Origin of the sequence: Geothrix sp. 21YS21S-4, from assembly GCF_030845995.1 — a bacterium.
Lineage (GTDB): Bacteria > Acidobacteriota > Holophagae > Holophagales > Holophagaceae > Geothrix.
This window is the reverse complement of record NZ_CP132719.1, coordinates 2,122,028-2,147,034: the sequence shown is the minus strand read 5'-3', so window position 1 is coordinate 2,147,034 and position 25,007 is coordinate 2,122,028. Positions and strand designations below refer to the sequence as shown.

The window sequence follows — 25,007 nt, the reverse complement described above, 5'->3', positions numbered from 1 at the left end:
CTTTCTGGAGCCGCCATGAAGGACTTCTTCAAGAGCTTCTTCGCCGCCCTCCTGGCCCTGATGGTGGCCGGAGGCGCCGTCGTGGTGCTGTTCTTCGGCGCCCTGGCGGTCCTGAGTTCCTCCGGCAAGCCCACGGTGCCGGGGAAGGCCGTCCTCGTGTTCGACCTGGACACCAGCCTCACCGACGGGGAGCGCGATCCGGAGCCCAGCGAAGCGCTCAGCGAGGCCCTGGGAGGCGGCGGGGGCCGCGCCCAGTCCCTTCCCGCGGCGATCGACGCCCTGGACCGGGCCGCCTCCGACAGCCGCATCACGGCTCTGTTCATCACGGGAAACCTCCAGGCGGCGGGTCCCGCGCAGCTCCGCGAGCTGCGGGAGGCCATCCAGCGGTTCAAGGCCAAGAAGCCCGTCCTCGCCTACAACATGGGCTGGACGAAGCGCGACTACTACCTGGCCGGCGGCGCCACCACGCTCTTCGTGAACCCCTTCGGCGAGATCGAGCTGAACGGCCTGGCCAGCGAGCCGATGTTCTTCGGGGAGGCCTTCAAGAAATACGGCGTGGAAGTGCAGGTCACCCGCGTTGGGAAGTACAAGAGCGCCGTCGAGCCCTACGTCCTGGACCGGATGAGCGAGCCCAACCGCGAGCAGATCCAGAAGCTGCTGGATGACATTTGGGGCGAGTGGAAGGACACGGTCGCCAAGGACCGGAAGAAGGCGCCTGCGGATCTCCAGGCCATCGCCGACGAGCGGGGGCTGGTGGAAGCCGACGAGGCGAAGAAGCTGGGCCTGGTGGATCGCGTCGCGCCCTACGACGAGGTGCTGGACGAGCTCAAGAAGCTGGCCGGCAAGGAAGCCAAGGACAAGGATTTCCCCCAGATCACCCTGGCCACCTACGCGGGCATCCCTGGCGACGGCAAGTCCGGCAAGACCCGGATCGCGGTGGTGGTCGCGGAAGGCGAGATCGTGGACGGCGAAGGCAAGGCCGCGCAGGTGGGCGGCGAGCGCCTCAGCCGCGAGCTGCGTCGCCTGCGGCTGGACGAGCGCGTGAAGGCCGTGGTCCTGCGCGTGAACAGCCCCGGCGGCAGCGCCTCGGCCTCGGAGCTGATCCAGCGGGAAGTGATCCTCACGAAGAAGACCAAGCCCGTGGTGGTCTCCATGGGCCACCTGGCGGCCTCCGGCGGCTACTGGATCAGCACCTACGGGAACCGCATCTTTGCGGAGCCCAGCACCATCACCGGGTCCATCGGCGTCTTTGGCCTCCTGCCCAACGTCAAGAAGCTCGCCAACGAGCACGGCATCACCTGGGACAGCGTCCAGACCGCCAAGCTGGCCAATCCCATGACCCTCACCCGGCCGAAGAACGAGGTGGAGCTGACCCGCATCCAGGGCCTGGTGGATCACATCTACGACCAGTTCCTCGCGAAGGTCGCCGACAGCCGGAAGATGTCCAAGGAAGCGGTCCACGAGATCGCCCAGGGGCGCGTGTGGTCCGGCCAGGAGGCCCTCAAGCTGGGGCTGGTCGATGAATTGGGCGGGCTGGAGGCGGCGGTGAAGCACGCCGCCACCCTCGCGAAGGCCGGCGACGACTACTTCCTGGTGGGCCCCGAGCGCGAGCCGGACACCCTTAAGGAACTGCTCAAGAGCTTCGGCGGGAAGCCCCGGAAACTGGCCAAGCCCGGTCCGGTGGACGTGCTGGCCGGTGGGCTGTTCCGCCAGGCGGAGATGCTGACCTCCCTCAACGATCCGCGCGGGGTCTACGCCCGGCTGCCCTTCGATCTGGAACTGAAGTAGCGCATGGATTCATCCTCGTTCGTCTCGGCCATCATCCTGCTCGTTCTGGTCACGGATCCCCTGGGGAACATCCCGCTGTTCATCGGGTTGCTCCGCCAGGTGGACCCCGCCCGGCGGCAGCGGATCATCATCCGCGAGGTGCTGTTCGCGTTCGCGATCCTGCTGTTCTTCGCCCTCTTCGGCCAGCGGGTCCTGAAGCTGATGCACCTCACGGACACGTCCCTGGGAATCGCGGGCGGGGTGATCCTGTTCCTCATCGCCCTGAAGATGGTCTTCCCCCATCCCGAGGGCCGGTCGGGCCACCGGATCCACGGGGAGCCCTTCCTGGTGCCGCTGGCCATTCCCTTCATCGCGGGACCTTCGGCCATCGCCACGGTGTTGCTGCTGGTGAGCCGGGAGCCGCACCGCCTGTGGGAGTGGCTGGGGGCGCTATCGGTGGCTATGGCGGTCTCCGCGGTGGTGCTGGGATTCGCAGAGAAGATCGCCGATTTCCTGGGCGAGCAGGTGACCATGGCCTTCGAGCGGCTGATGGGATTGGTGCTCACCGCCATCGCCATCGAGATGCTGCTGGGGGGCATCGAGAAGTTTGTCCGCCAGCTCAGCGCCGCTGGCATTTAACCGCGTCGTTCAAGGCGCCTCCGGCTCCCGACGATGCGGGGGAAGGAGGCGGACTCGATGGCGGGTAAGGCGCGGTGCATGGAAGGGTGGGGCCTTCCGCTGCTGGTCCTTCCCGTCCTGCTGTCGGTCGGCTGCGAGTCGCGGGAACTCCGCCAGGCGCGGCGCGTCCAGCAGCTCGTCCAGCGGATGAGCACCGAGTGCCGGGAGGCGGCGGAGCGATCGTCCCTCGGCGCCCTGTCCCGGGACGACATCGAGATGCTGCGGCGCGCCTTCGGCCGCACGGCTTTCGAGGAGGGCACGCCCCTCGGCCAGGATTTCCCCGACGGGGTGGAAGCCCTGATGAAGGACGTGGAGACGAACCTGGCGAAGGAGCCGCTGGACTACCAGTTCCCCGCCAAGGCCGCGCGCCGGGTGCGGCGGGTCGCCCAGTGGTGGCTGTTCGTCCGCCAGCACCTGGATGGGCAGCGACAGCGGCTGATCCAGGCCGCCGCGGATCCCGAGATCGCCAAGCGGATGGATCCGGCGCGCCTGGACGCCATCCTGACGGTGCTGTCCGAGAGCGTGCACGAGATCGAAGGGATGGAGACCATCACCGCCCGCTGCTTGCGGGAGATCGAAGGCGTCCTCGCCCGGGGCTGATTCAGCTCCGCCGCTTCAGGCTGAGCTCCAGCGTAAACTCGGCGACGGGATCGAAGGTGCCGTCGGGCAGCCGGACCGCGGCGCGGATGCGCATGGGCTCGGTGATCCGCTCCTCGGAGGCCCGAGCGCGGCGCACCTGGTCGCGGATGGCCTCGCCCTCGTCGCAGATGAAGTAGACGTCGGATTCCGGGCGCTTGAGGAAGGTGGCCTGGAACGCCTTGAACACCAGCGACACGTTGCCGCCCGAACGCTTGATCTGGTCCATGGCGAGAAGCCCGCCGGCACAGTCGGCGCCGATGGCGAGGGCGCCGAAGTACATGGAGCCCAGGTGGTTCCTCGTCCGCCGGCGGAGGGGGATCCGCACCACGCACCGCGTTTCGCCCAGCTCCACGACGCTGGGGCGGACGGCGGCCAGTAGCGGGATCTTCAACCACCCGAACAGGCGCATGCCGAAGGTCTGTTTCAGGCGCTCGAATCGGGAGGACATCCCCGATTGTCAGCCGCCGATCTGGTTGACGTCCAGCAGCCCCTCGGGGGGATCCACATCCAGCCGGCGATGGGGGAGGTCGAGGGTCCACCAGGCCTTGATATAGGGGATGTCCCGCTGGCCCGTCCGGCCCGGGCGGAGGTCCCGCATCACCACCATGTCGTAGCCGGCGGGGCCGGGGTCGAGGCGCAGCACCTCACCGACTTTGCGCCCGCCCATGAAGACTTCGCAGCCGATCCACTGGTGGCGGAAGCTCTCGCCTTCCTCCAGGGAGGCCGCGGATTCGGGCATCCACAGCGCCCAGCCCTTCAGGGCCTCCGCGGCGGTGCGGTCGGGGACGCCTTCGAAAGCGAGGCAGGGACGCTCCTGGTGCCACCGGAAGCTCCGCAGCGCCGCCGGCCGGGCCGGAGGGATGGATTCGTTGCGGTCCAGGTCCATGTGCGGCGGAGCCAGGATCAGATCCTTCAGCCCCTCCAGGCGCTCGGGATTGTCCATGACCGCGTGGAAAAGGAACTCGCCCTTGAGGCCCTGCACCTTCGCGAGATGACCCGCCAGAAGCATTTAGGAGCGCCTCCAAGTAATGGGTGGGGGCTGCACAGAGGTGCCAGCCGAGGGAGGCAAGGAAAGCGACGAAGGCGATAGCGGGACTATCGACGAGGAGCTTGACGCAGCATCCCGACGGCTGTCGCCTCTGCCCGAAGGGTTGATGGCAAAGGGCATCCATGCTGCGTCATCGGTCTTGAACGGTGGCTCCCCACCGCCCTGCGCCCGCTTCCTTGCCTGAACGCCCTTTGCCATCAATGCAGCCCCTATCGATTAATTGGACGCGCTCCTAAGCCTCCTGCTCGTCCCGGTCGTCCAACTCCAGGGTGACGGCCAGGCCGGCCTTGTCGCCGGCGGTCCGGCAGAGCGTCCGCAGGGCGGAGATCATCCGCCCGTGCTTGCCGATGATCCGGCCCCGGTCTTCGGGATTGGCGAAGAGGAGCACGTCCCGCTTCTTCCCCTCGCCGCCCACTTCGATCCGGAGGGCCTCCGGATGGTCCAGCAGGGGCGTGAGCACGTCGCGCAGGAAGGCGTCGAGGTCCATGGTCGCTCCACGAACAAAGAAAGCCGGACCTGCGCCCGGCTTTCGAAAGGACGGAAACCGGCTACAGGATCTGGTTCTTCTTGAACAGATCGAGGACGGTCTTCGAGGGCTGGGCGCCCTTCTGGAGCCAGGACTTGGCCTTCTCGACGTCGATGCGCACCGCTTCGCCGGAGCCGGCGATGGGGTTCACGAAGCCCAGCACTTCCACGGCGCGGCCGGTGGGAATGCGGTCGTTCTCGGAGACGACGATGTGGTAGAACGGGCGCTTCTTGGCACCATTGCGAGCAAGACGGATCGACAGCATGGGCACTCCCTGAGCAGGAGAGTGTATCGCGGAAACGCCCTCCGCCCAAGCGGTAATTGCTAGAAGGGCAGGTTGGGGCCGCCGCCCATCTTGGCCATGCGCTGCATCCGGGCCATGAAGCGGGGGTCGTTCATCTGGCCCATCATCTTCTTGGTCTCGGCGAACTGCTTGAGGAGCTGGTTGATCTCGCTGACGGGACGGCCGCAGCCCGCGGCGATCCGGCGCTTGCGCTTGCCGTCCAGCAGGTTGTGGTTGGCGCGCTCGGCGACCGTCATGGAGTTGAGGATCGCCTCCAGGTGCTTGATCCGCTTGTCCGTGGCCACCTGGGCGAGCTGATCCTTCATCTGGCCGAGCCCGGGCAGCATCCCCAGGATCTTGTTCATGGACCCCAGCTTCTGCACCTGCTGGAACTGCTTGCGCATGTCCTCAAGGGTGAACTGGTTCTTGGCCAGGCGCTTGGCGAGGCCCTCCGCCTCTTTTTCATCCAGCTTGTCCTTGGCGTGCTCGATGAGGCTGAGGACGTCGCCCATCCCCAGGATGCGCTGGGCCATGCGGTCGGGATGGAAGCGTTGGAAGTCCTCCAGCTTCTCGCCCTCGCCCACGAACTTCAGGGGCTGGCCCGTGGCCTGCTTGATGCTGAAGGCCGCGCCGCCGCGGGTGTCGCCGTCGGCCTTGGTGAGGACCACGCCCGTGATGCCCAGCTTCTCGTGGAAGGCGGTGGCGCTGCGGACGGCGTCCTGGCCGGTCATGGCGTCGGCCACGAACAGGATCTCGTCGGGGGACGTGGCGGCCTTGATCCGGGCCAGCTCCTCCATCAGGGCTTCGTCCAGGTGCAGGCGGCCGGCGGTGTCGAGGATGACCGTATCCCAGCCCTTCAGCTTCGCTTCCGCCAGGGCCGCGGCGCAGATGGCCACGGGTTCCTTCTCCTCCGTGCGGAACGAGGGCACGCCCGCGTCCTTCGCCACCACGTGGAGCTGCTCGATGGCCGCCGGGCGGTAGACGTCCGCGGGCACGAGCAGGGGCGATCGCCCCAGCTTCTTGAGGAAGACGGCCAGCTTGCCGCAGGTGGTGGTCTTTCCGGCGCCCTGGAGGCCCACCATCATCACCACGGTGGGCGGCTTGGCGGAGAAGGCGATGGGGTGTTCGGGCGCCTGGCCGCCCATGATCTCCACCAGCTCCCGGTGGACGATGTCGATGAAGGCCTGGGCGGGATTGAGCCCCTGCATGACCTCGACGCCCAGGGCCTTCTCCTTCACCCGCTGGAGGAAGGTGCGCGCCACGCTCACGTGGACGTCGGCCTCCAGGAGAGCCATGCGGACTTCGCGCAGGACGGCTTCGAGGTTGGCTTCCGTCAGCTTCGACTGCCCCCGGAGGGCCTTCATCGCCTGGCTGAGCTTCTGGGTGAGGCTGTCGAACATGGGACCTCGGCAAGGACCAAACGCCCATTGTACCGGGCCCGGGGGGCTTTTCCCTGTCAGGAAAGGAATCCTGGGGCATAATCCTGGCCTTCGGAGTCGGATATGTCCAACCGCCTCGCCGGCAGCCTCAGCCCCTACCTGCTCCAGCACGCCCACAACCCCGTGGACTGGTTTCCCTGGGGAGACGAGGCCCTGACCAAGGCGAAGGAGGAGGGGAAGCCCATCTTCCTCAGCATCGGCTACAGCGCCTGCCACTGGTGCCACGTCATGGAGCGGGAGAGCTTCGAGAACCCCGCGGTGGCGGAGGCGCTGAATGCCCATTTCGTGAGTATCAAGGTGGACCGGGAGGAGCGCCCCGACCTGGACGACCTCTACATGGGCGCCGTCCAGACGCTGACCGGCCGCGGGGGCTGGCCCATGAGCGTGTGGCTCACCCCGGACCTGGAGCCTTTCTATGGCGGTACTTATTTTCCGCCCGAATCCCGGGGCGGGATGCCGGGGTTTCTGCCGCTCCTCCGGCGCATCGCTGAGGTGTGGCGCGAGGATCCCGGCGGGATCGCGGCCCAGGCGGCGGGCCTCGCCGCGGAGCTGCGGCGGCAGGCGGAGGTGGATCCCGGCGCGGCCCTGCCGGGCGAAAGCGTGCTGGCGGCTGCGACCGCCCACTTCCGACGGGCCTACGACCCGCGGTGGGGCGGGTTCGGCCCGGCGCCCAAGTTCCCGCCCTCGATGGTGCTGGAACTGCTGCTGGCGCGCGGCGACGCGGAGGATCGGGCCATGGCCTTCCGCACCCTGGATGCCATGTGGGAAGGCGGGATGTACGACCACCTGGGTGGGGGCTTCGCCCGCTACAGCGTGGACGGGCAGTGGCTGATTCCCCACTTCGAGAAGATGCTCTACGACAACGCCCAGCTCGCCGCCTGCTACCTGTCGGCCTTCCAGGCCTCGGGCGACGCGCGCTACGCCCAGGTGGCACGGGAGACGCTGGATTACCTGCTGCGCGACCTGCTGGATCCCGCCGGGGGCTTCCACGCCAGCGAGGACGCCGACAGCGAAGGCGAAGAGGGCCGCTTCTACGCCTTCACTCCCGCGGAGGTGAGGGAGGCGCTCGGAGATGCGGACGGGGCGAGGTTCTGCGCCGCCTTCGGGATCACCGAAGGCGGTAATTTCGAGCACGGCCGCAGCGTGGTCCACCGCTTTTCCTGCCCGCGGGAAGCGCGCCTGGCGGAGGAGGACGACCGCGCCCTGCGGCACCGGCTGCGGATCTGGCGGGATCGCCGCGTGCGCCCCGGGAAGGACGACAAGGTGGTGGCGGCCTGGAACGGCCTCGCCCTCTCCGCCTTCGCCCGGGGATTCCAGGTGCTGGGCGACCCGCGGTACCTCGCCGCGGCCCAGGCCTGCGCCGCCTTTCTGCGGACGGCCCTCGGCCGGGAGGACCACCTGCTGCGGGTGTGGCGGGGAGGAGAGGCCCACACGCCGGGATTCCTGGAGGACAGCGCCGCGGTGGCGGAAGGCCTGCTGGACCTGTTCGAGGCGGATTTCGACGAGGGCTGGCTGCGGTGGGGGGAAGCCCTGGGGACCGGCATGCTGGCGCGGTTCCGGGATCCGGACGGCGACGGCTTCTTCAGCGCCGAAGCGGGCCGGGCGGATCTCCTCTTCCGCCAGAAGCCGGCCTTTGACGGGGCCCTGCCGAGCGGGAACACCCTGGCCGCCCGCGCTCTCCTGCGGCTTTCCCGCCACCTCCAGCGGGAGGACTTCCACCAGGCGGCGGAGGGCGTGCTGCGCTGTTTCGGGCCGTCGATGGCCCGGGCACCCCGGGCTTTCCCCGGTCTCCTGGGCGTCCTGGACCTGGCGCTCCGGGAGCCGCTGGAGGTGGCCGTCTCCGGCGATCCCGCCAGCGAGCCCGCGCGCCTTCTCCTGGCCGAAATCCATCGCCGCCATCTGCCGGGCCGGGTGGTGTCGGCCTCCGCGGACCAGCTGCTGCCGCTCCACGAGGGCCGGGGCGGGCCGCGAGGGGGAGCCGTGGCCTTCGTGTGCCGGGGCCGGACCTGCGCCCCGCCGGTTTCCACGCCCAATGCCCTCGCGGGTCTCTTGATGTGATCCGGCTCCGCCGGACGGGTGGCTACACTTGCCTGTCGCGGCACCATCCGCGGTCCGGCGCCCTGGCGGCGCGGGGCGCGCGGGGCGCGGCCATCCAAAGGAGCGGCCATGAAGACCTTCGCGTTCAAGATCGATCCCCTGACGGGGGAGGAATACTACGAGGTCTACCTTCGAGGCCGCCAGCTCCTCAACGATGCGCATCTGAACAAGGCTTCGGCGTTCACCAAGGAGGAGCGGCTCAGCCTGGGTCTGGACGGAATGCTCCGCCCGGGGATCTCGGCCCTTGAATCCCAGCTGGACCGGACCTACGAGGCCTACCAACGCAAGCACGACGACATGGAGCGCTACATCTACCTGTCCGGCCTCCAGGACCGCAACGAGCCCCTCTTCTACCGTCTCCTTGAAGAGCACCTCGAAGAGATGGTGCCCATCGTCTACACCCCGACCGTGGGTCTGGCCTGCCTCCAGATGAGCCACATCCAGCGGCGCACCCGCGGGATCTACATCACCCCCGAGAACATCGGCAACATCGACCAGATCTTCCAGGGCCTGTCCCAGCCCCAGGTGAACCTGATCGTGGTGACGGACGGCGAGCGCATCCTCGGTCTGGGCGACCTGGGCTCCGACGGCATGGGCATTCCCGTGGGCAAGGTCAGCCTCTACGTGGCCGCCGGCGGCGTGCATCCCGCCGTGTGCCTCCCCATCTGCCTGGACGTGGGCACCAACAATCCCCGCCTGCTGGAGGATCCGCTCTACCTCGGCATCCGCAAGCCCCGGCTCCGCGGCGCGGAGTACGAGGAAGTGGTGGAGAAGTTCATCCTGGGCGTGAAGCGGAACTTCCCCGGCGCGCTGCTCCAGTGGGAGGACTTCGCCAAGCAGACGGCCTTCAAGAACCTCGATCGCTACCGCGAGCGGATCCTCTCCTTCAACGACGACATCCAGGGCACCGGCGCCACCGCCCTGGCCGCGCTGATGACCGCCATGCGGATCAAGAAGAGCCGCTTCCAGGATGAGCGCTACGTCATCGTCGGGATGGGCCAGGCCGGCACCGGCATCGCCATGAACATCCGCGCCGCCCTGAAGGAAGAGGGGCTGTCCGACGAGGAGGCGCGCCAGCGCATCTTCGCCGTGGACATGCAGGGCCTCCTCATCGACGACGATCCCCAGCTGGAAGGCCCCCAGGAACCCCTCGCCCAGCGCCGTACGGTCGTCGAGGGCTGGAAGCTGGACGATCCTTCCCGCATCGGGCTGGAGGACGTGGTGCGCAACGCCCATCCCACCGTCCTGATCGGCGTCACCGCCCAGCCCGGGCTGTTCAGCGAGGCCATCCTGGCGGAGACCGCGCGCCACTCCGAGCGCCCCATCGTCCTCGCCCTGTCGAACCCCACCCACAAGTGCGAATGCTCGCCCGAGGCGGTGTGGAAAGCCACGAACGGGAAGGGCCTCGTGGCCACCGGCAGCCCCTTCGCGCCCATGGAATGGAACGGGCAGCGGCTCCAGGCCTCCCAGTGCAACAACATGTACGTGTTCCCGGGCATGGGCCTCGGCGCCCTCGTCTGCAAGGCGTCCCGCGTCACCGACGGGATGTTCCTGGCCGCCAGCCGGGCCATCAGCGCCTACGTGACGCCGTCCCAGGAAGCCACCGGCCTGCTGCTGCCGGAAATGAAGGACATCCGGAAGGTCTCCGCCGCCGTGGCCAAGGCCGTAGGCATGGAAGCGCGCAACGCCGGCCTGGGCCGCCTCCTCGACGACGACCAGCTGGAAGCCATCGTCCTCAAGGCCCAGTGGAAGCCGGCCTACGCCGCCTACCGCCCCGGGACGCCCGTCCAGGGCTAAGGCGCTTTTCCCGCCCCCTCTTCGCCGTTTTTCCGCTTGAGGGGGCGGGCGCTCGGCCTAGGTTTGAAGGCACGGGAAGAGATCCTCTTTCCTCCCACGGGGCGACCGTTTTCGCCAGCCCCTTCCGGCCCCGGGCTTAATCCCGCAGGTCGAGACTCCGGGCACCCCTTCGCGGGTGCCCTTTGTCTGTACGCGAAAAGGCCCGGCGTGTGCGCCGGGCCTTTCGGAAGAGCGATGGTTCCTAGACGACGGCGACGCGGCGGCTGTGGTGCACCACTTCGGCTTCCAGCTCGGCCTCGAGGGCCTGGACCTGGCGCAGGACGGCAAGGCCGCGCGGGGAGCTGCTCATCTGGCGCTCCAGCTGGCTGAACACTTCGTGCAGCCGCTCCGCGGTGGTCCAGAAAGCCGGGTTGTGCTGCCGAACGCTGGTATCCATGTGCATGACCGCCTCGCTCACTTGCTGGACATCATCATCGCCTTTGACGATTCCCCATGCTAGTGATCGACATCACAAGAAATGTCACGAGTTACGAGGTTTTTTGTCATGGCCTGCGTGACAAATCGGAAGGTCTTTGAAAAACATGACATCCATGTCTTCCATGCCCTTCACGCGCGCCTGGAAGCTAGCAAATGGCCGATGGCCACGGCGGCCGCGTCGGCCGCGTCGGCGGGCAGGGGATCCTTCAGGTTCAGGAGGGTCATCACCATCTTTCCCACCTGCTCCTTGGCCGCCCAGCCGTAGCCGCTGACGGCCTTCTTCACCTGCATGGGGTTGTAGTCGCCCACCGGGAGGCGGTGGAGCGCCGCCGTGAGCAGGATGCCCCCCCGGATCTGGCCCAGCTTGAGGGCCGTGGCGGCGTTCTTCTCCACGAAGGGGGATTCCACGGCCATGAAGCCGGGGGCGTGAGTGGCGATGGCCTCTGTGAGCCGCTCGTGGATGCGGAGCGCCCGCTGATCGAAATCGGCGCCCCGGGGGTTACGGACGACGCCCGCTTCCAGCAGGGCCAGTCGCGACCCGAAGCGCTCCACCACCGCCCAGCCGCAGGCCAGGGACCCGGGATCTACGCCCAGGCACCGGACGGGGGCCGGTGGGACGATCACCGGGCCTTCCGTTTGCCGCCGCGGACGCTGCCCTTGGGCGGTTTGGGCTTGGCCTCGCGGGCCTTCTTCGGCGGACGGCCCTTGGAGGGAGCCTCTCTCCGGCCGCGTTCTCCGCCTGTCTTGGGAGCGCGCGACCCCTTCGGCTTCTCGAAATCCCCTTCCCGTAGGGTCGCCGGCGCCGCGAGCGTGGGGGCGAAGGCGAAGGCCTTCCCATGGGCGTCCTGGGCCCTGGCTTCCGTCAGCCAGGCGCTGATGCGGCGCAGGTCCTCGTCCACGGCGGTGATCTCCACCTCCACGGCGTCCCCGATGGACAGGACCACCGTTCCCCGGAGGCCCGTGGCCTTGGTGCGGTGCTCGTCCACCCAGAAGTTGCCGCCGAGGGCCGCCAGCGGCACGCCCACGTCCACGAAGGGGGCGTCCAGGGTGACGAAGGCCACCTTGGCGGAGAACCCCTGGAGGCGGCCCCGGAAGCGCTGGCCCACGCGGTCCTTCATCAGCAGGCAGGCCTTCCAGCGGTCGTTCTCGCGCTCGGCCTGGGTGGCCTTCTGCTCGGCGTCGCTGGCGCCCTTGGCCAGCACCGCCAGGTGGCTCTGAAGCCCCTCGGGCAGCCGCTCCCCGCGCAGCACCTTGCGCAGCACACGGTGGACGATGAGATCGGGATAGCGCCGGATCGGGCTGGTGAAGTGCAGGTAGTCCTGGAGAGCGAGGCCCGAATGGCCGATGTTCTCCGCGCTGTATTCGGCCTTCTTGAGGCTGCGGAGGAGGAGGTTGTTGATCATGGCCTCCAAGGGCCCGCCGCGGATCTTGTCCAGCATGGCGTTGAGGTGGTCCGGCGTGGGCGTCTCCTTGGGCTTCAGCAGTCCGAAGCTGCGGGCCACCTCCGCGAAGACCTCCAGCTTCAGCGGATCCGGCTCGTCGTGGATGCGGTAGATGGAAGGGAGCTTCCGGCGGGTGAAGAACCGCGCCACCGCTTCGTTCGCCAGGAGCATGAACTCCTCGATCATGCGGTGGGCGTCGTGGCGCGGATAGCGCCGGGCGTCCACGGGACGGCCCTCCTCGTTGAAGATGAACTCGGCCTCCTCGGTGTCGAGGTTCATGGCCCCGCGGCCCAGGCGGGCCTGGGTCAGCCGGCGGGAGATCACCAGGGCCTCGTCCAGAAGGGCGCAGAGAGGTTCCCCCACTTCGGCGCGCTTGCGAGCGGAGAGGTCGATGCAGGCCTCCTTCACCTCGTCGTAGGTGAGGCGCTTGGCGCTGCGGATGACACTCTCGGACAGCCGCGTCTCCACCACGTCCAGATCCGGAGAGAGCGTCATCCAGGCCGTCATGGTGAGCCGGTCCACGCCCTCCCGGAGGCTGCACAGGTCCCCGCTGAGGCGCTCGGGGATCATGGGGATCGCCTCGTCCGGGAAGTAGACCGACGTGCCGCGCAGCCGGGCCTCCTCGTCCAGGGGGCCGCCCTCGGCGACGTAGTGGCTCACGTCCGCGATGTGGACGCCCAGCAGCCAGCCGCCGCCTTCCGAAGGGGGCAGCACTTCCAGGCTGATGGCGTCGTCGAAGTCCTTGGCCGTGGGCGGATCCACGGTGCAGGTCAGCACCTCCCGTAGATCCTCCCGCCCCTGGAGCCAGTCTTCAGGGATCGTCGTGGGGAAGGGCGCCAGTTCCCGCATGACCGCGTCGGGAAACGCGATCCGCAGGTTGAAGAGGGCCGCGGTCAGCTTGTTCTCGATCTTGAGATCGGTCTTCTTTCCCAGCCGCGCCACCACCGTTCCCCGCAGCTGCTGAACGGTGGGATCGGGATCCAGTCGCACACTGACCAATTCGCCGTCCTCGGCGAGGTCCGTAGGAGGCACGGTGATGAGTTGGGACAGGCGGGGTTCGAGGGGCACCACGCGCCAGCCCCAGGGCTGCTTCTGAAGGGTGCCGGGAAGGGGGAGTTCCCCCCGCCCTTTGACTTCCAGGATCCGGGCGCGAAGGCGGCCGTCCCAGCCCTCGCCGCTCACCTCGGCCACCACGCGGTCCCCGTGGATGGCGCCGTGGGCGTCCCGCCAGTCCACCAGCAGATCCTGGCTGACCCGCGGCCCCAGGGGCTTCAGGAATCCGCCGGTGCCCTCCGGATGGCCGATGAACGTGCCCTCGAAGGTCTCGTACGGCCGGAGCCCCGAAATCCCCCCGCCGGCGGCTTGGGATCTCGGGGCTCGGGAGGATTCGCGCCGGTCGGGGGTCCGGGACGGGCGGCGGACGGAGGTGCGGGAAGGGGCGCGGCGCGGCATGTCCTCAGAGTACAGCCATCCGCGGCGCTGCCCCGATCAGCCCTTCTTTCCCTTGGCCGGCTTGGCGGGGGCGGCCGCGGGCTTGCCGCTGATCTGGAGGTCGAGCTGCTTCTGGACCTTCTTGTTCTCGGGATCCAGCACCGACAGGCGATACAGCCAGCGGACCTTGCCCGCCTTGTCGCCCTGGGCTTCCAGGTAGGCGGGGGTGGACACCACGGCCTCCACCCACTTGAGCTTGTCGCCCTTTCCGGCCTTGTATTCCTCCACCTGGTCGGCTTCGGACTTGAGCTTCTCTTCCATCACCTTCACGAGGGGATCGTAGGCTTCGGTCTCGCGCTGGGTGACGTCGATGTAGGTCTGGAAGAACTTCACCCACTTGGCGCTTTCGACCACTTCCTTCTCCACGCCCAGGGCGAGGTCCAGCTCCTGGCGCTCGCCGGGATCCAGGTTGGTCTTGGCCTTCAGCTCCTTGATGCGGTCGGCGTTCTCGTCGAGCACCTGCTTGGCCCGGGCGCCGGACTGGGTGTAGTAGGCCACCGTCTTGGTGAAGGGCTCCTTGATGGAGGTGTAGCTCTCGGCGCTGATCGCCTTGGCGGCCTTGGCGTATTCGAGCGCCTTCTCCCAGGCGCCGGCGGCGTCGGCGGTCTCCACCGCGAGGCGGTAGGCCTGGCCGAGGTCCATGAAGAGCCCGGCGCTCTGGACCATGGTCTGGTTGTCCTTCTTGTCGAAGACGGGCTTTTCCGCCGGCAGCAGCGCCTCGGCCCGCTTCTGGGCCTCGGGGTACTTCAGGTCGGCCATGAGCTTTTCCACGATCGGGCGCTCGGCCTTCACGCGATCTCCGAGGGAGGCGGCGGGAGCCGGCGCCTGGGCGACCAGGGCTGCGGGAACGAGAAGGGTGGGGAGGAGGGCGAGTGTGCGCATCAGCGGGATCCGAATAGGAGGAGGGGATCGACCCCGAGGGGGAAACGCCTATTCTCCCGGGATTTGCGGATGGTGGCTAGGGCCTGTCTCCGAAGGGCCCGGCGCCTAGCCCGCCGCTTCCGCCATGCCGCGGATCTCCGCCTTGATGCGGTCCATTTCCTCCCGCTGGATCCGCCGGGCGGGAACCCCGCCCCAGGTCTCCCCGGCTCCCACGCGGCTGCCGGGGAGGACGACGCTTTCCGGCAGGATGGTGGCGTCGTCCCCGATGACCACGTCCCCCATCACGCAGCAGGCGAGGCCCAGGGTGGCGCGCTTGCCCACCACCACGGGCGCGATGGTGAGGTTCCCGCCGCCGCCGTAGTGGGCGAAGATCCGCACGCTGCCGCCCAGGGCGGCGTCGTCGCCCACCGTGATGAGCTGGGGATCGCTGATGTACTCAGTGTTGATGAAGGCGTGGCGGCCGATCTTCATGCCCATGGCCTTCAGGAACCAGATCCCGAAGGGCGTCAGCGTCACGAAGGGGAGGAACGTGAACCGAACGAGGTAGAACAAGCCGTTGTGCAGGAACCAGGGCAGGGCGTGGATGGTGTAGTAGCCGCCCTTGAAGGGCTTGATGCGGGTCGGGAGGATCCAGTTGTAGACGGGGATTACCACCAGCAGGCCCAGGCCGAACAGGAAGAAGCACAGCGCCAGGGCGACGCCCGACAGGATCCAGGGGAAGGCCCCCGGGAGATGCGCGGACCAGTGGTGGACCGCGGACCAGGTCCACAGCGCGGGCGCCAGCGCGAGCCCGAAGGCCGTGGAGGCCAGGGCGTACATCACCAGGACCGCCGTGCCGTAGGCCACCCGCGAGAACCGCCGCAGCAGCTGGTCCAGCCAGTTTTTGGGCGGGGGGTTCTTGGACTGGTCGTGGGCGAAGGCCTTCATGCCCCCAGCCTAGCGAATAGCATGGAGGACATGGATCTCATCCTCCTCCGCCTGTCCGCGCTCGGGGACATCCTGCGCGTTCTGCCCGCGTGGGCCAACCTTCACGAGGCTTTTCCCCACGCCCGCTTCCGGGCGGTGGTGGAGGATCGCCACGCCTTCCTGCTGGAGCCCCTGCCGTGGCTGGAGCCCGTCCTGGTGCGGCGGAAGCGGCTGTCCAACCCCGTTTCAGCCTGGGCGGAACTCCAGCGGGCCGCGGGGCTCATCCGCGGCGCCGAGACCAGCCTGGATTTCCACGGCATCCTCAAGGCGGCGCTCATTCCGCGGCTGGCGGGGATCTCGGAGCGCTGGGGCGACGGCGTCACCAAGGAATTCGCCGGCGCGCTCCAGACCCATCCGCTGCCCTTCCGTCACCAGACCCGCTACGCCCAGGCCCTGGGATTGGCGGAGGCCTTCGGCCGGAGCCGTGGCGTCGAAGGGCTGGGGCGCTTCCGGCCGGTCCTGGGGGAGGTTCCGCTTCCGGATCCCGGCCCGATCTGGTCGGTTCAGGGAAAGCCCCGGATGGTGCTGGTGCCGGGCGCTTCCCGCCGCGGCGCCATCAAGCGGTGGCCCCTCCGCCATTGGGTGACCCTGGCGGGCAAGCTGAAGGACCGCTGCGATCTCCGCTGGTCGCTGGGACCGGAGGAAGAGGATCTGCGGGAGTGGCTGCCGAAGGCCACGGGCGTCGCCGCCCTTCCCCGGCTCCGCTTCTGGGAACTGGCGGCGGCGCTGCGCCAGGCGGACCGCGTGGTGGCGCCGGATACGGGGCTGCTGCACCTCGCCGTGGTCCTGGGCGTGCCGGCCCTCGGGCTCTACGGTTCCAGCGATCCCGTGGTGGCGGGTCTGCCCGACGGTGCGGGTCGGATCCTGCGGACGGGCATTCCGTGTTCGCCCTGCCGGGAGCGGGCCTGCCAGCGGCGGCAATGCCTGGAGGACCTGGGCGTGGAAGCCGTGGCGGAAGCGCTCCTGGGCTAAGGCGCCTCTGAGGATGGCCGCGTGATTTGAATCACGAAGGGAGGGCTGCGGAAGGGCGCTTCCCCGGGCGGCGTGCGATCTTTACCCATAGGGCATGTATGGTGTCCCGCCGCGGAAAAGGATTCCCATGCGCATGAACCGACTGCTCCCCGGACTGATCCTGGCGGCGGGTGCGTCCTGCTCCGGCCTGCTGCAGGCGCAGACGGCACAGGTGCGGGCCAAGGTCCCCGCTTCCGTGCCCCGCTACCAGGCCGCCGCGGCGGTGAAGGGGCCCTTCGAGCTGCTGGGGACGGACGAGCTGGGCGACCTCGGCGAGGAATGGGTGTCCGCGTTCCGGAAGATCCACCCCGACGCCAAGCTGGTGTACCGATCGAAGCCGATGGACAGCCTGGTGAAGGCGTTCACGGAGGGCTCGGCCCTGCTGGTCCTGGCGGACCGGGAGCTGACCGCCGACGAAGCGAAGGCCTTCCAGGGCAAGTTCGGCTACCTGCCCATGCGCATCCCCGTGTGCCTGGACGCGAACATCGTCTTCGTCCACAAGACCAATCCCCTCACCTCCATCACCATGGAACAGCTGGACGCCATCTATTCGAAGGGCCGGCTCGGCGGAGCCAAGACCCCCGCCGCGGTGTGGGGCGACCTGGGGCTGAAGGGCGAGTGGGCCAAGCTGCCCATCAACGCCTACGCCCGGGGCGAGGGGAACGCAACCCGCGCTTCCTTCGCGGAGAAGGCCCTACTCAAGGGCGAGTACCGGCCCGGCATTCTCGTGCGGGACGATCCCTCGTCCCTGGCCGAAGCGGTGATGACCGACCGGGCGGGCATCGCCTTCGGGACCATGGCGTCCTGGTACTTCGCCAACAAGGTGATTCCGGTGGTTCCCCACCACGGCGAGGACGCGCGCTTTCCCAGCCAGGAGGCCGTGACCACCAGCAAGTACCCCATGCCGCGGCTGTTCTACGCCTACCTGAACCGGACGCCGGGCGAGCCGCTTCCCCCGGCCGTCAACGAGGTGGCCCACTTCCTTCTGACGCAGGAAGGCCAGAACGCCGTCGCGGACGCGGGCCTCCTCCCCGGGCCTCCCGAGTTCCTCGCCATCGCCCTGAAGCGGCTCAGCCGCTAGGTCAGGCGCGGCGCCAGCCCACGGTGCCGTCCTTCCGGTCCTCGAGGACGATGCCCATGGCCTTCAGTTCGTCGCGGACGCGGTCCGCGGCGGGCCAATCCTTGGCGGCTTTGGCGGCACGGCGGGCCTCCACGAGGGCCTCCACCTCGGCGTCCAGGCTGGCCTTCTCGTGGGGCCAGGCCGCGAAGACTCCATCCGCCTCGTCGAGGAAGGCCAGGACGGCGTCCCGCTCGTCCCGGGTGAGGGCCGCGTGGTCATCCTGGGCGTTGAGGTCGCTGATGAGGGTGAAGATCGCGGCCAGGGCCTCGGGCGTATTGAGGTCGTCCGCCAGGGCGTTCCAGAAAGCCTCCCGGGCCTCGGTGAGGCGCGCCGCGGGATCGACCGCTTCCTTCCAGGGGCCGCCGCCGGCCTGGCCCTCGCCCTCCATCCGCTTGCGGAAGGCGCGGATCCGCTTCAGGGAGTTGTCGGCGGCGCGCAGCCCCTCGAAGCTGAAGTTGAGGACCTTCCGGTAGTGGTTGCTCTGGATGGCGTAGCGCAGGGAGATGGGGTCGATGCCCTTGGCGACCAAGTCACGCAGGGTGAAGAAATTCCCCAGGCTCTTGGCCATCTTCTGGCCTTCGACCATCAGGAATTCGCCATGCACCCAGTGGTTCACCCACTTGTGGCCGAGGCAGCCTTCGCTCTGGGCGATCTCGTTCTCGTGGTGGGGGAAGATCAGATCCACCCCGCCGCTGTGGATGTCCACCCGCTCGCCCAGCAGTTCCATTCCCATGGCGGAGCACTCGATGTGCCAGCCGGGACGCCCGGGGCCCCAGGGGCTGTCCCACCAGGGCTCGCCGGGCTTGGCGGCCTTCCACAGGACGAAGTCGGTGACCGAGTCGCGCTCGTATTCGTCCGCGTCCACGGAGGCTCCCGCCTGCATCCCCTCCCGGTCCAGGTGGGCCAGGCAGCCGTACTGGGGCAGGCCGGCGATCCGGTAGTAGACGCTGCCCTCGCGGGCGTAGGCCAGGCCCCGCGCTTCCAGGTCCTGGACGAGGCGGATCATCTGGGGGATGTAGGCCGTGGCCCGGGGCAGGAAGTCCGCCCGCTGGATCCGGAGCGTTTCCAGATCCTCGATGAAGATGGTGGTGAAGCGGTCGGTGAGGGCGCCCATGGCCGCGTGCCGGGCCTCGTTGGGGGCATCCGCCGGGAGATCCCCCTGGGAATCGCGGATGATCTTGTCCTCCACGTCCGTGATGTTCATGCAGTGGCGGACCTCGTAGCCCGCGCCCCGGAACGTCCGTTTCAGCAGGTCCTGGAACAGAAAGGTCCGCAGGTTCCCGATGTGGGCGTAGTTGTAGACCGTGGGCCCGCAGGTGTACAGCGACACGCTGCCCGGGGCCACCGGGACCACCGGCTCGACCTTCCGGGTCAGGGTGTTGAACAGGGAGATGGGACGCATCCGCATCCGTCTAGGAAACCATCTTTGGGGCGGCTCCCCAAGCGGTCAACGCGCCTGCACCAGGGCGAGCAGGTCGTCGGGGAGGACCCGGGCCCGGTTGTCGGAGCCCGCCACCAGGTGGACGCTTTCGCCCTCGGCCAGCAGCACGCCGTCCCGTTCGATGCGGTAGCCGAAGACGATCCGGCGGCGCCCCGCTTCCTGGAGGTGGGTCCGGACCTGCACCAGCTCGTCGTAGCGGGCCGGGGACCGGAAGCGCACCCGGATCTCATTGACCACCAGCCGCACCCCCCGGGCCTCCCATTCGGCGTAGCTCTGCCCCAGCTCCCGCAGGAAGTCGCTGCGGCCCAGCTCCATCCAAACGGGATACGTGGCGTGATGAACGATGCCCATCGCATCCGTCTCGGCGTAGCGCACTCGGAGTTCGGTCGTGGATTCCATGGCTCCAGCGTACACAAGAAGCCCCGCCGGAGCGGGGCCTTGGCTGACACGGACCGGGCTCCCGGCTACTCGACGGCCACGCGGATGTGATCGCCCTTGTCCGTGGTGAGTTCCAGCAGCAGGTCGCCCGGCTTGGCGTCGGACAGCAGCTTCTGGAGCTGATCGGGCTTCATGCCCTTTTTGGTCTCTCCGTTCACCTTGATTTCGCTGTCGCCGGCCAGGTCGAGGACGCCCTTGGCCAGGCTGATGGGCATGCGGACGTGCACCTCGGTGGGGCCGTCGACGCCCTTCTTCATGGCGTGCTCGTGCATGGACTTGGAGACGATGTCCACCTTGATGAACCGCGCGGTCTGCGCGGACAGGGGAAGACTGAGGCCGGCCGCCAGGGCCAGCGGGATCATGATGGCGCGCATGGGGCGGCCTCCTGGGAAAGGGGACGGGCTTGGCTTGCCGTCGAATGGGATTACGGCCCGGCGGCGGCGGGGATTAGCGGGGAGTATCCTGGAGCCGGGAACGGTTTTCCTGCCCTTTCCATCCAACCCCTGCGGATCGTCCGCCCCTTTCCGGAGCCAGCATGAAAGCCCTCGCCGCCCTTCTGCTCATCGTCGCGCCCCTGGCGGCCCAGGGCCCCGTGAAGTGGGAGCACGACTACCAGGCCGCCCTCAAGCGCGCCAAGGCCGAGAAGAAGGTGATCTTCATGGACCTGTGGGCCGAGTGGTGCGGCCCCTGCCAGTACCTGCAGAAGAGCGTCTTCCCCAGCGCCGAAGGCCAGGCCGCCCTCGCCAAGGTGGTGCCCTTCTCCTCCCTGGTGCAGAAGCGGGACGGCACCCCCCTGCCCGAAGGCACCAAGCTGGCCGACACCTTCAAGCTGAGCGCCTATCCCACCCTGGTGATCCTGGACGAGAACGGCAAGGAGATCCGCCGGCAGGTGGGCGCGTTCCGGACCGGAACCGAGTTCGCGGCGTGGCTGGGCTCCAAGTAGCCGCAGTTCCGATTTTTAGATGTCCTTCACGCCTCCCGGCGCCTTGTTGGGCCTCGGGAGGCGTTGCTTGAGGCCTTCCAGCTCGTCCTCCTGGGCCCCCTGGCTGGGGCGGGGCGGAGGCGGCGGGGGAGGTTTCTTGGGATCCGGGGGCGGGGGGACGGCGTCCTTCACCAGGGTCTGGAGGTCGTGGACGGCCTCCCGTTGGCCCGGCTGCTCCAGAAGCAGGCGCTCCAGGAGGGCGCGGGCCTCCTCCGGCCGGCTGGCGCCGAGGTGGGCGCGGGCCGCCAGGAGAAGCGCCGGGGCCCGCCAGTCGGGCAGGGGCCGCGGCACGCCCTGACCAAGGAGGGGGGACAGGGTGCGAAGGGCCTCGTCAGGAAGGCCGGCCTGGAGATCGATCTGGGCCGCGAGCAGGAGGTGGGTGGGCCGCCCGTCGGAGGGGCGCCAGCGCCGCGCCCGGGGCAGATCGCCGTCCTCCAGGGCGCGCTGGGCCAGCCAGGCCTTGACGGTGGGAGGAGCCCACGTGGGCGGGCCCTGGGCGCGGGCCGCGGGTCCGAAGGCGAGGATCAGCAGCAGGATGGGCCGCCACCGGGCCATGGGCTTTCCCGCGAAGGCCAGCCACAGGGCGAGGCCGGCCAGGGCGAGCCAGGCGCCGGCCTCGGGATGGGCGGGCTGGAGGGACCGCCGCGCGGGAAGGGGCGCCTGCCCCGCGGCCAGGGCTTGCAGACCCGCTTCGGCAGCCTCCGCGCTGGGGAAGACGCGCCCGCCCGAAGCCTCCGCCAGGCGGACGAGAAGGTCGGGTCGCGCGGTGCTGATGGCGGGCTCCCGCGAGGGGGGGGCCGCGTCGTTCCGGGAAGGGACGGGATGGGGCTGGCCGTCGCCGAAGGCCAGGGCGTAGAGGGGGAGGCGCGCTTTCCGGAGACCGGCGGCGGCCCGTTGGAGGGCGTCCTCGGCGGCCTCCCAGGTCTCTTCGCCGTCGCTCAGGAGGAGGATCACCGCCGGGCCTTCCCGATCCGCCTCCTTGGCCACTTGGAGCAGGCCCCGGCCCAGGCTCGTCCCCGGCGACCCGACTTCGCCGGGCGCGACGGCACGGAGGCTTTCCCGCAGCAGGGTCCGGTCCTCCCCCGGCGGCAGGACGGGGATGGCATCGCCCGTCAGCAGGTCCAGGCTCCAGCGCTGGCCGGGTTGGGGCTTCGACCACAGTCGCTCGAGGGCGGCCACGGCCGCGTCCCACCGAGTGGCGCCCCCCTCCGCGTCCGTCGCGCCCATGGACCGGCTGGCGTCGAGCACGACGTGGATCGTCAAGCGCGGCGCGTCCGGCAGGCCCCATCGGGGTTCCGCCAGTCCGAGGCCCAGTCCCGCGAGGACCAGCGCCATCCCCAGGCCCTGCCACAGGGGACGCTGTCCCACCACCTGGACGCCGAGGCCCGGGCGCAGATGGGCGCGGAGGGCGAGTCCCAGCGCGAGGAGCGCCGCGGCTCCGAAGGGCGCCAGCGCCCACGGGTGGGTGAACGGAAGGCTCACGGCGCCTCCATCCAGGCGGGCCGCGGCCGGCCCCGCTTGAAGGCGAGGTCGCCGGCCAGAGGCGCGATCAAGAGCGCGGCGAGCCCCAGGCACCAGCGGGCCAGGGGGCGACCCTCGGTGGGCGGATCCACGGGCAGGAGGGTCCGCTCCAGGCGGTCCACCGCCGCCAGGCTGCGAGCCAGCCCGCCCGGGTCCTCCGCGCTGAAGGATTCTCCGCCTGTGGCGCGGGCGACCTCAGCCAGGGCCGCGTGGTCCACTTCCACGCGCAGGCGGGCGAAACCGCCGCCCTCCAGGGGAACCAGGCTCTCGCCCGTGGATCCGATGGCGACGGTGTGGATGCGGATGCCGCTGCGGCGGGCCTCCTCCGCGGCCTCTCCCGGCGTGACCCGCCCGCGGTTCTGCACCCCGTCGGTGATCAGCAGGATCACTCGGCTGCGGGCGGGGCTGTCCTCCAGGCGGCGGACGGCGGTCATCAGGGCCGATCCGATGGCGGTGCCGTCGTCCCGGCTCTCCAGGTCCAAATGGGCGAGGGTTCCGAGCAGGCGCGCGTGGTCCGCGGTCAGGGGGCTCAGGGTCACCGGATGGGCGCTGAACAGGACGAGGGCGAAGCGGTCGTCGGGCCGGCGGCGGACGAATTGCGCGAGCAGGCGCCGGGCCGCGGTCCAGCGATTCTCCTCGGGTCGGTCCAGGATCCGCATGCTGCTGCTGCCGTCGAGGACCACGGCGAAATCCACTACGGGCGCCGCGCCCCGGATGGGGCGGCGCCATTCGGGTCCCGCGGCGGCCAACCCGAGAATCAGCGCCGCCAGCGGCGGGAGCCAGTGGGCGGTGAGTCGGGCCAAGGCGCCCGAGGGCCGCGACGCGGGGATCCCCCAGCGGTAGGCGGCGCGCCAGGCCCATCCCACCAGGGGAACTGCCAGCAGCAGGAGGAGGGGATACCGGAGGCCGATCATGGCGCGTCCGCCCGCCCGCCCCGGGCGTCCAGGGCCGCGGCCAGGGCGTCGGCGGGAGGGAAGGGCGGCTCCGTGCGCCCGAACCGGGCCGCGTCGAGGCTGCGGACCCACTGGTCCCAGGGGCCCAGGTTGCGGGCCTGGAATTCCGCCGGGCCCCAGGCGCGGGCGACCTCCCCGAACCGGGCAGACAGCAGGTCCCGGCCCAGGTCGTGGGCGGCGTCCAGCGCCGGACGATCCCGGTTTTCAGGAGGCCAATGGCGGCGGAATGCCCGGACGGCGCGGTGCAGGCGGCGTCCGGCGGACGCCCGGCGCCAGCGATGGAAGCCCCAGGCCCCGAGGGGAACGAGGGGCGCCAGCGCGAGACAGGCCCAGGCCCAGGGAAAGGGGATGGCGGGGAGGAGATCCTCGTTGCCCCCGCCGAATCCCACCCAGGGCCCGCCGAAGGGGATCGTGCGGGGAACCTCAAGGCGCAAGCCGGGGGCCCGCTGGCCGTTTCCCAGATCCAGGGGAGGGACCACCGCGACGCCGGGCTCCAGGGCCTGGACGCGAAAGCGCCAGCCCCGCCCGTCGGCCAGGGGTTCTACTGCGCGAACCCGCAGCGGCCCCAGGCGATCCTCCATGGTGGGCCGGGGAAGGGCGGGCTTCGCCGGATCCTCCTCCCGCAGTTCCAGGGTCTGGAGGTCTCCCAGCTTCAGTTGGGCCGGCGCTTTCCAGGCGGGGGAGGCGGGGAGGGACGCGCACGCCGCGAGAAGGAGGAAGGCGGCTTTCATGCGCCTCCCGCCCGGAGCCACGCGTTCAGCTTCACGACGGGATCCTCCCGCAGGTCCCATCGCTGCCGCTCGATGGTGGGGGGGAATTCCGGATCCGGCCAAGTCCCGGCTTTCCGGCTTTCGGGGTCCCGGGGTTCGAACCACACCAGCCGATGCCGGGCGGCCAGGGGCTTGAGGAGCGGCGCCAGGCCGCGGAGCCCCGCGCCGTTGCTGAACAACCAGAGGCGGTGCCCCTTGCCGTGCTCGCCCCAGTGGCCCAGAGCCTCCCGCCAGGCGGCCTCCGTGGGGACGAAGGGCCCCCGCTCGGCGAGGGTCTCCAGGATGCGGAGCCCGTGGATCCGCCCTCGCCGGGGGACGAGGCGGAGGGCGGGCGTCCGGCCGTCGCCGGGCACTACGAGCCCGATGCGATCCCCGGTGGCCTGGAGGGTGGCGCAGGCCGCGGCGCACAGCTCCAGGGCCCACCGCAGAGGCGATACCGGATCGCCCAGGAACATGGAGGGGGACGGATCCACCACCAGCCACAGCACCAGATCCCGGCTGCTCTCGAAGCGCTTGAGGATGGGTTCGCCCGTCCGCGCCGTCAGCGGCCAATTGATGAAGCGGGGGTCGTCCCCCGGCACGTAAGGGCGGTTCTCCACGAAGGTGAGCCCCGCGCCCTTGAACGTGGAAGGATGCGTCCCTTCCGTTCCGCCGCCCAGCCTTCCCCTCAACCGCAGCGGCAGCCGCCGGAGGCGGGCGAGGAAACGGGCGGGCAGAGGCATGCGGGCCAGTATGGATCAATTGCCCCGGCTGAATGGCCTCCCGATGACCAGCAGGGCGGGCCACATCCGCACGCCCAAGGTGACGCAGGTATCGCGGTAGTCGCGCTCCTCGAAGTGGTGGCTGCTGGATTGGAATTGGGCTTCGACGCCCAGGGCCGGGTGCAGTTGGATTCCCGCGACGATCCGCCCCGCCGCCGACCAGGACCCTTCTTGGGCCGGTTCAGGAAGGCCGGGGCTCCTGAGATAGCCGGTGAGCACGCGCTCATGCCAAGTCCGCATGATCCCCACCCCCGCCCCGCCATAGACGAAGGGCCGGCTCGCGGCGAAGCGGTCGGCCACGGGGGCGTACAGCACATCCAGCCCCAGGTGGCGCTGCTTGATCGCCGTTTTCACCGTAGCCGCGCCATAGGCGCTCTGAACCACCTGGGCCCTTGAGAACAGGCCATCGTCGTAGCGGGGACGCAACTGCCACCCCGGGGCCGCTTGCATGGAAAGGCGAGACCGAGGGCGCGCTTGC

At 69.6% G+C, this 25,007-nt stretch carries 26 protein-coding genes; 8 read left to right on the top strand and 18 right to left on the bottom strand.

The features are described 5' to 3' along the window. Positions 1–15: 15 nt before the first annotated feature. From sppA to RAH39_RS09770, 3 genes are read left to right on the top strand one after another with little or no spacing between them, the layout of a single operon-like run. Positions 16–1,788 (top strand): signal peptide peptidase SppA, encoded by a 1,773-nt coding sequence (gene sppA / locus RAH39_RS09780; protein ID WP_306589914.1) that lies wholly within the window; start codon positions 16–18, stop codon positions 1,786–1,788. Positions 1,789–1,791: 3 nt separating this feature from the next. Further along, entirely contained in the window at positions 1,792–2,406 is a 615-nt protein-coding gene (locus RAH39_RS09775; RefSeq protein ID WP_306589913.1) for a MarC family protein, read from the top strand. A gap of 57 nt (positions 2,407–2,463) precedes the next feature. After that, positions 2,464–3,045, top strand: coding sequence for a hypothetical protein (locus RAH39_RS09770; RefSeq protein ID WP_306589912.1), 582 nt, complete (start codon positions 2,464–2,466; stop codon positions 3,043–3,045). 1 nt (position 3,046) lies between these two features. Here the strand turns inward: RAH39_RS09770 and RAH39_RS09765 are convergent, their stop codons facing one another. The 5 genes from RAH39_RS09765 to ffh form a co-directional block, all read right to left on the bottom strand. Further along, on the bottom strand, positions 3,047–3,532 hold the full coding sequence (locus RAH39_RS09765) for a DUF4442 domain-containing protein (protein ID WP_306589911.1): 486 nt from the start codon (positions 3,530–3,532) through the stop codon (positions 3,047–3,049). Between the two features lie 9 nt (positions 3,533–3,541). Beyond that, positions 3,542–4,093, bottom strand: coding sequence for a ribosome maturation factor RimM (locus RAH39_RS09760; protein ID WP_306589910.1), 552 nt, complete (start codon positions 4,091–4,093; stop codon positions 3,542–3,544). 271 nt (positions 4,094–4,364) lie between these two features. Then, complete coding sequence (locus RAH39_RS09755) at positions 4,365–4,619, bottom strand: KH domain-containing protein (protein WP_306589909.1); 255 nt, start codon at positions 4,617–4,619, stop codon at positions 4,365–4,367. Positions 4,620–4,680: 61 nt separating this feature from the next. After that, on the bottom strand, positions 4,681–4,923 hold the full coding sequence (rpsP, locus tag RAH39_RS09750) for a 30S ribosomal protein S16 (RefSeq protein ID WP_306589908.1): 243 nt from the start codon (positions 4,921–4,923) through the stop codon (positions 4,681–4,683). A 59-nt stretch (positions 4,924–4,982) separates the two neighbouring features. Beyond that, positions 4,983–6,341 carry a signal recognition particle protein gene (gene ffh / locus RAH39_RS09745; RefSeq protein ID WP_306589907.1) on the bottom strand — a complete coding sequence of 453 codons (1,359 nt, stop codon included), beginning with the start codon at positions 6,339–6,341 and terminating at the stop codon, positions 4,983–4,985. A gap of 102 nt (positions 6,342–6,443) precedes the next feature. Here ffh and RAH39_RS09740 point away from each other — a divergent pair, with 102 nt between their 5' ends. Then, the gene (locus RAH39_RS09740) at positions 6,444–8,438 is read left to right on the top strand and encodes a thioredoxin domain-containing protein (protein WP_306589906.1); all 1,995 of its coding nucleotides are present in this window, start codon (positions 6,444–6,446) and stop codon (positions 8,436–8,438) included. 108 nt (positions 8,439–8,546) lie between these two features. Beyond that, a complete protein-coding gene (locus RAH39_RS09735) occupies positions 8,547–10,274 on the top strand; it encodes an NAD-dependent malic enzyme (RefSeq protein WP_306589905.1) in 1,728 nt (575 codons plus the stop codon). Between the two features lie 241 nt (positions 10,275–10,515). On the opposite strand, the gene RAH39_RS09730 is transcribed toward RAH39_RS09735, so the two are convergent. From RAH39_RS09730 to RAH39_RS09710, 5 genes are all read right to left on the bottom strand, one after another. After that, positions 10,516–10,710 carry a hypothetical protein gene (locus RAH39_RS09730; RefSeq protein ID WP_306589904.1) on the bottom strand — a complete coding sequence of 65 codons (195 nt, stop codon included), beginning with the start codon at positions 10,708–10,710 and terminating at the stop codon, positions 10,516–10,518. Positions 10,711–10,880: 170 nt separating this feature from the next. Beyond that, positions 10,881–11,375 carry a crossover junction endodeoxyribonuclease RuvC gene (gene ruvC / locus RAH39_RS09725; protein ID WP_306589903.1) on the bottom strand — a complete coding sequence of 165 codons (495 nt, stop codon included), beginning with the start codon at positions 11,373–11,375 and terminating at the stop codon, positions 10,881–10,883. Next, positions 11,372–13,645: a ribonuclease R family protein gene (locus tag RAH39_RS09720; RefSeq protein ID WP_306589902.1), complete on the bottom strand. Its 2,274-nt coding sequence runs from the start codon at positions 13,643–13,645 to the stop codon at positions 11,372–11,374. Before RAH39_RS09720 ends, ruvC begins: the two co-directional genes overlap by 4 nt. Before the next feature lie 36 nt (positions 13,646–13,681). Next, a complete protein-coding gene (locus RAH39_RS09715; RefSeq protein WP_306589900.1) occupies positions 13,682–14,566 on the bottom strand; it encodes a hypothetical protein in 885 nt (294 codons plus the stop codon). Between the two features lie 105 nt (positions 14,567–14,671). After that, positions 14,672–15,493: a hypothetical protein gene (locus tag RAH39_RS09710; protein WP_306589899.1), complete on the bottom strand. Its 822-nt coding sequence runs from the start codon at positions 15,491–15,493 to the stop codon at positions 14,672–14,674. Between the two features lie 30 nt (positions 15,494–15,523). Between RAH39_RS09710 and RAH39_RS09705 the strand changes: the two genes are divergently transcribed. Beyond that, positions 15,524–16,504 carry a glycosyltransferase family 9 protein gene (locus RAH39_RS09705; RefSeq protein ID WP_306589898.1) on the top strand — a complete coding sequence of 327 codons (981 nt, stop codon included), beginning with the start codon at positions 15,524–15,526 and terminating at the stop codon, positions 16,502–16,504. 133 nt (positions 16,505–16,637) lie between these two features. Then, the gene (locus RAH39_RS09700) at positions 16,638–17,624 is read left to right on the top strand and encodes a PstS family phosphate ABC transporter substrate-binding protein (protein WP_306589897.1); all 987 of its coding nucleotides are present in this window, start codon (positions 16,638–16,640) and stop codon (positions 17,622–17,624) included. A gap of 1 nt (position 17,625) precedes the next feature. Here the strand turns inward: RAH39_RS09700 and cysS are convergent, their stop codons facing one another. The 3 genes from cysS to RAH39_RS09685 all read right to left on the bottom strand — a co-directional run bounded on the left by cysS (position 17,626) and on the right by RAH39_RS09685 (position 19,916). Further along, complete coding sequence (gene cysS, locus RAH39_RS09695) at positions 17,626–19,065, bottom strand: cysteine--tRNA ligase (protein WP_306589896.1); 1,440 nt, start codon at positions 19,063–19,065, stop codon at positions 17,626–17,628. Between the two features lie 45 nt (positions 19,066–19,110). After that, positions 19,111–19,503 (bottom strand): acyl-CoA thioesterase, encoded by a 393-nt coding sequence (locus RAH39_RS09690; protein ID WP_306589895.1) that lies wholly within the window; start codon positions 19,501–19,503, stop codon positions 19,111–19,113. Between the two features lie 65 nt (positions 19,504–19,568). Further along, the gene (locus tag RAH39_RS09685; protein WP_306589893.1) at positions 19,569–19,916 is read right to left on the bottom strand and encodes a hypothetical protein; all 348 of its coding nucleotides are present in this window, start codon (positions 19,914–19,916) and stop codon (positions 19,569–19,571) included. 161 nt (positions 19,917–20,077) lie between these two features. Here RAH39_RS09685 and RAH39_RS09680 point away from each other — a divergent pair, with 161 nt between their 5' ends. Next, entirely contained in the window at positions 20,078–20,485 is a 408-nt protein-coding gene (locus RAH39_RS09680; RefSeq protein ID WP_306589892.1) for a thioredoxin family protein, read from the top strand. Positions 20,486–20,500: 15 nt separating this feature from the next. On the opposite strand, the gene RAH39_RS09675 is transcribed toward RAH39_RS09680, so the two are convergent. From RAH39_RS09675 to RAH39_RS09655, 5 genes are read right to left on the bottom strand one after another with little or no spacing between them, the layout of a single operon-like run. Continuing rightward, positions 20,501–22,006 carry a vWA domain-containing protein gene (locus RAH39_RS09675; protein ID WP_306589891.1) on the bottom strand — a complete coding sequence of 502 codons (1,506 nt, stop codon included), beginning with the start codon at positions 22,004–22,006 and terminating at the stop codon, positions 20,501–20,503. Then, positions 22,003–22,959: a VWA domain-containing protein gene (locus tag RAH39_RS09670; RefSeq protein ID WP_306589890.1), complete on the bottom strand. Its 957-nt coding sequence runs from the start codon at positions 22,957–22,959 to the stop codon at positions 22,003–22,005. Before RAH39_RS09670 ends, RAH39_RS09675 begins: the two co-directional genes overlap by 4 nt. Beyond that, on the bottom strand, positions 22,956–23,729 hold the full coding sequence (locus RAH39_RS09665) for a hypothetical protein (protein ID WP_306589889.1): 774 nt from the start codon (positions 23,727–23,729) through the stop codon (positions 22,956–22,958). The genes RAH39_RS09670 and RAH39_RS09665 overlap by 4 nt, the downstream gene beginning before the upstream one ends. After that, positions 23,726–24,490 (bottom strand): DUF58 domain-containing protein, encoded by a 765-nt coding sequence (locus tag RAH39_RS09660; RefSeq protein ID WP_306589888.1) that lies wholly within the window; start codon positions 24,488–24,490, stop codon positions 23,726–23,728. The genes RAH39_RS09665 and RAH39_RS09660 overlap by 4 nt, the downstream gene beginning before the upstream one ends. Before the next feature lie 15 nt (positions 24,491–24,505). Further along, positions 24,506–24,955, bottom strand: coding sequence for a hypothetical protein (locus RAH39_RS09655; protein WP_306589886.1), 450 nt, complete (start codon positions 24,953–24,955; stop codon positions 24,506–24,508). Positions 24,956–25,007: the final 52 nt, after the last annotated feature.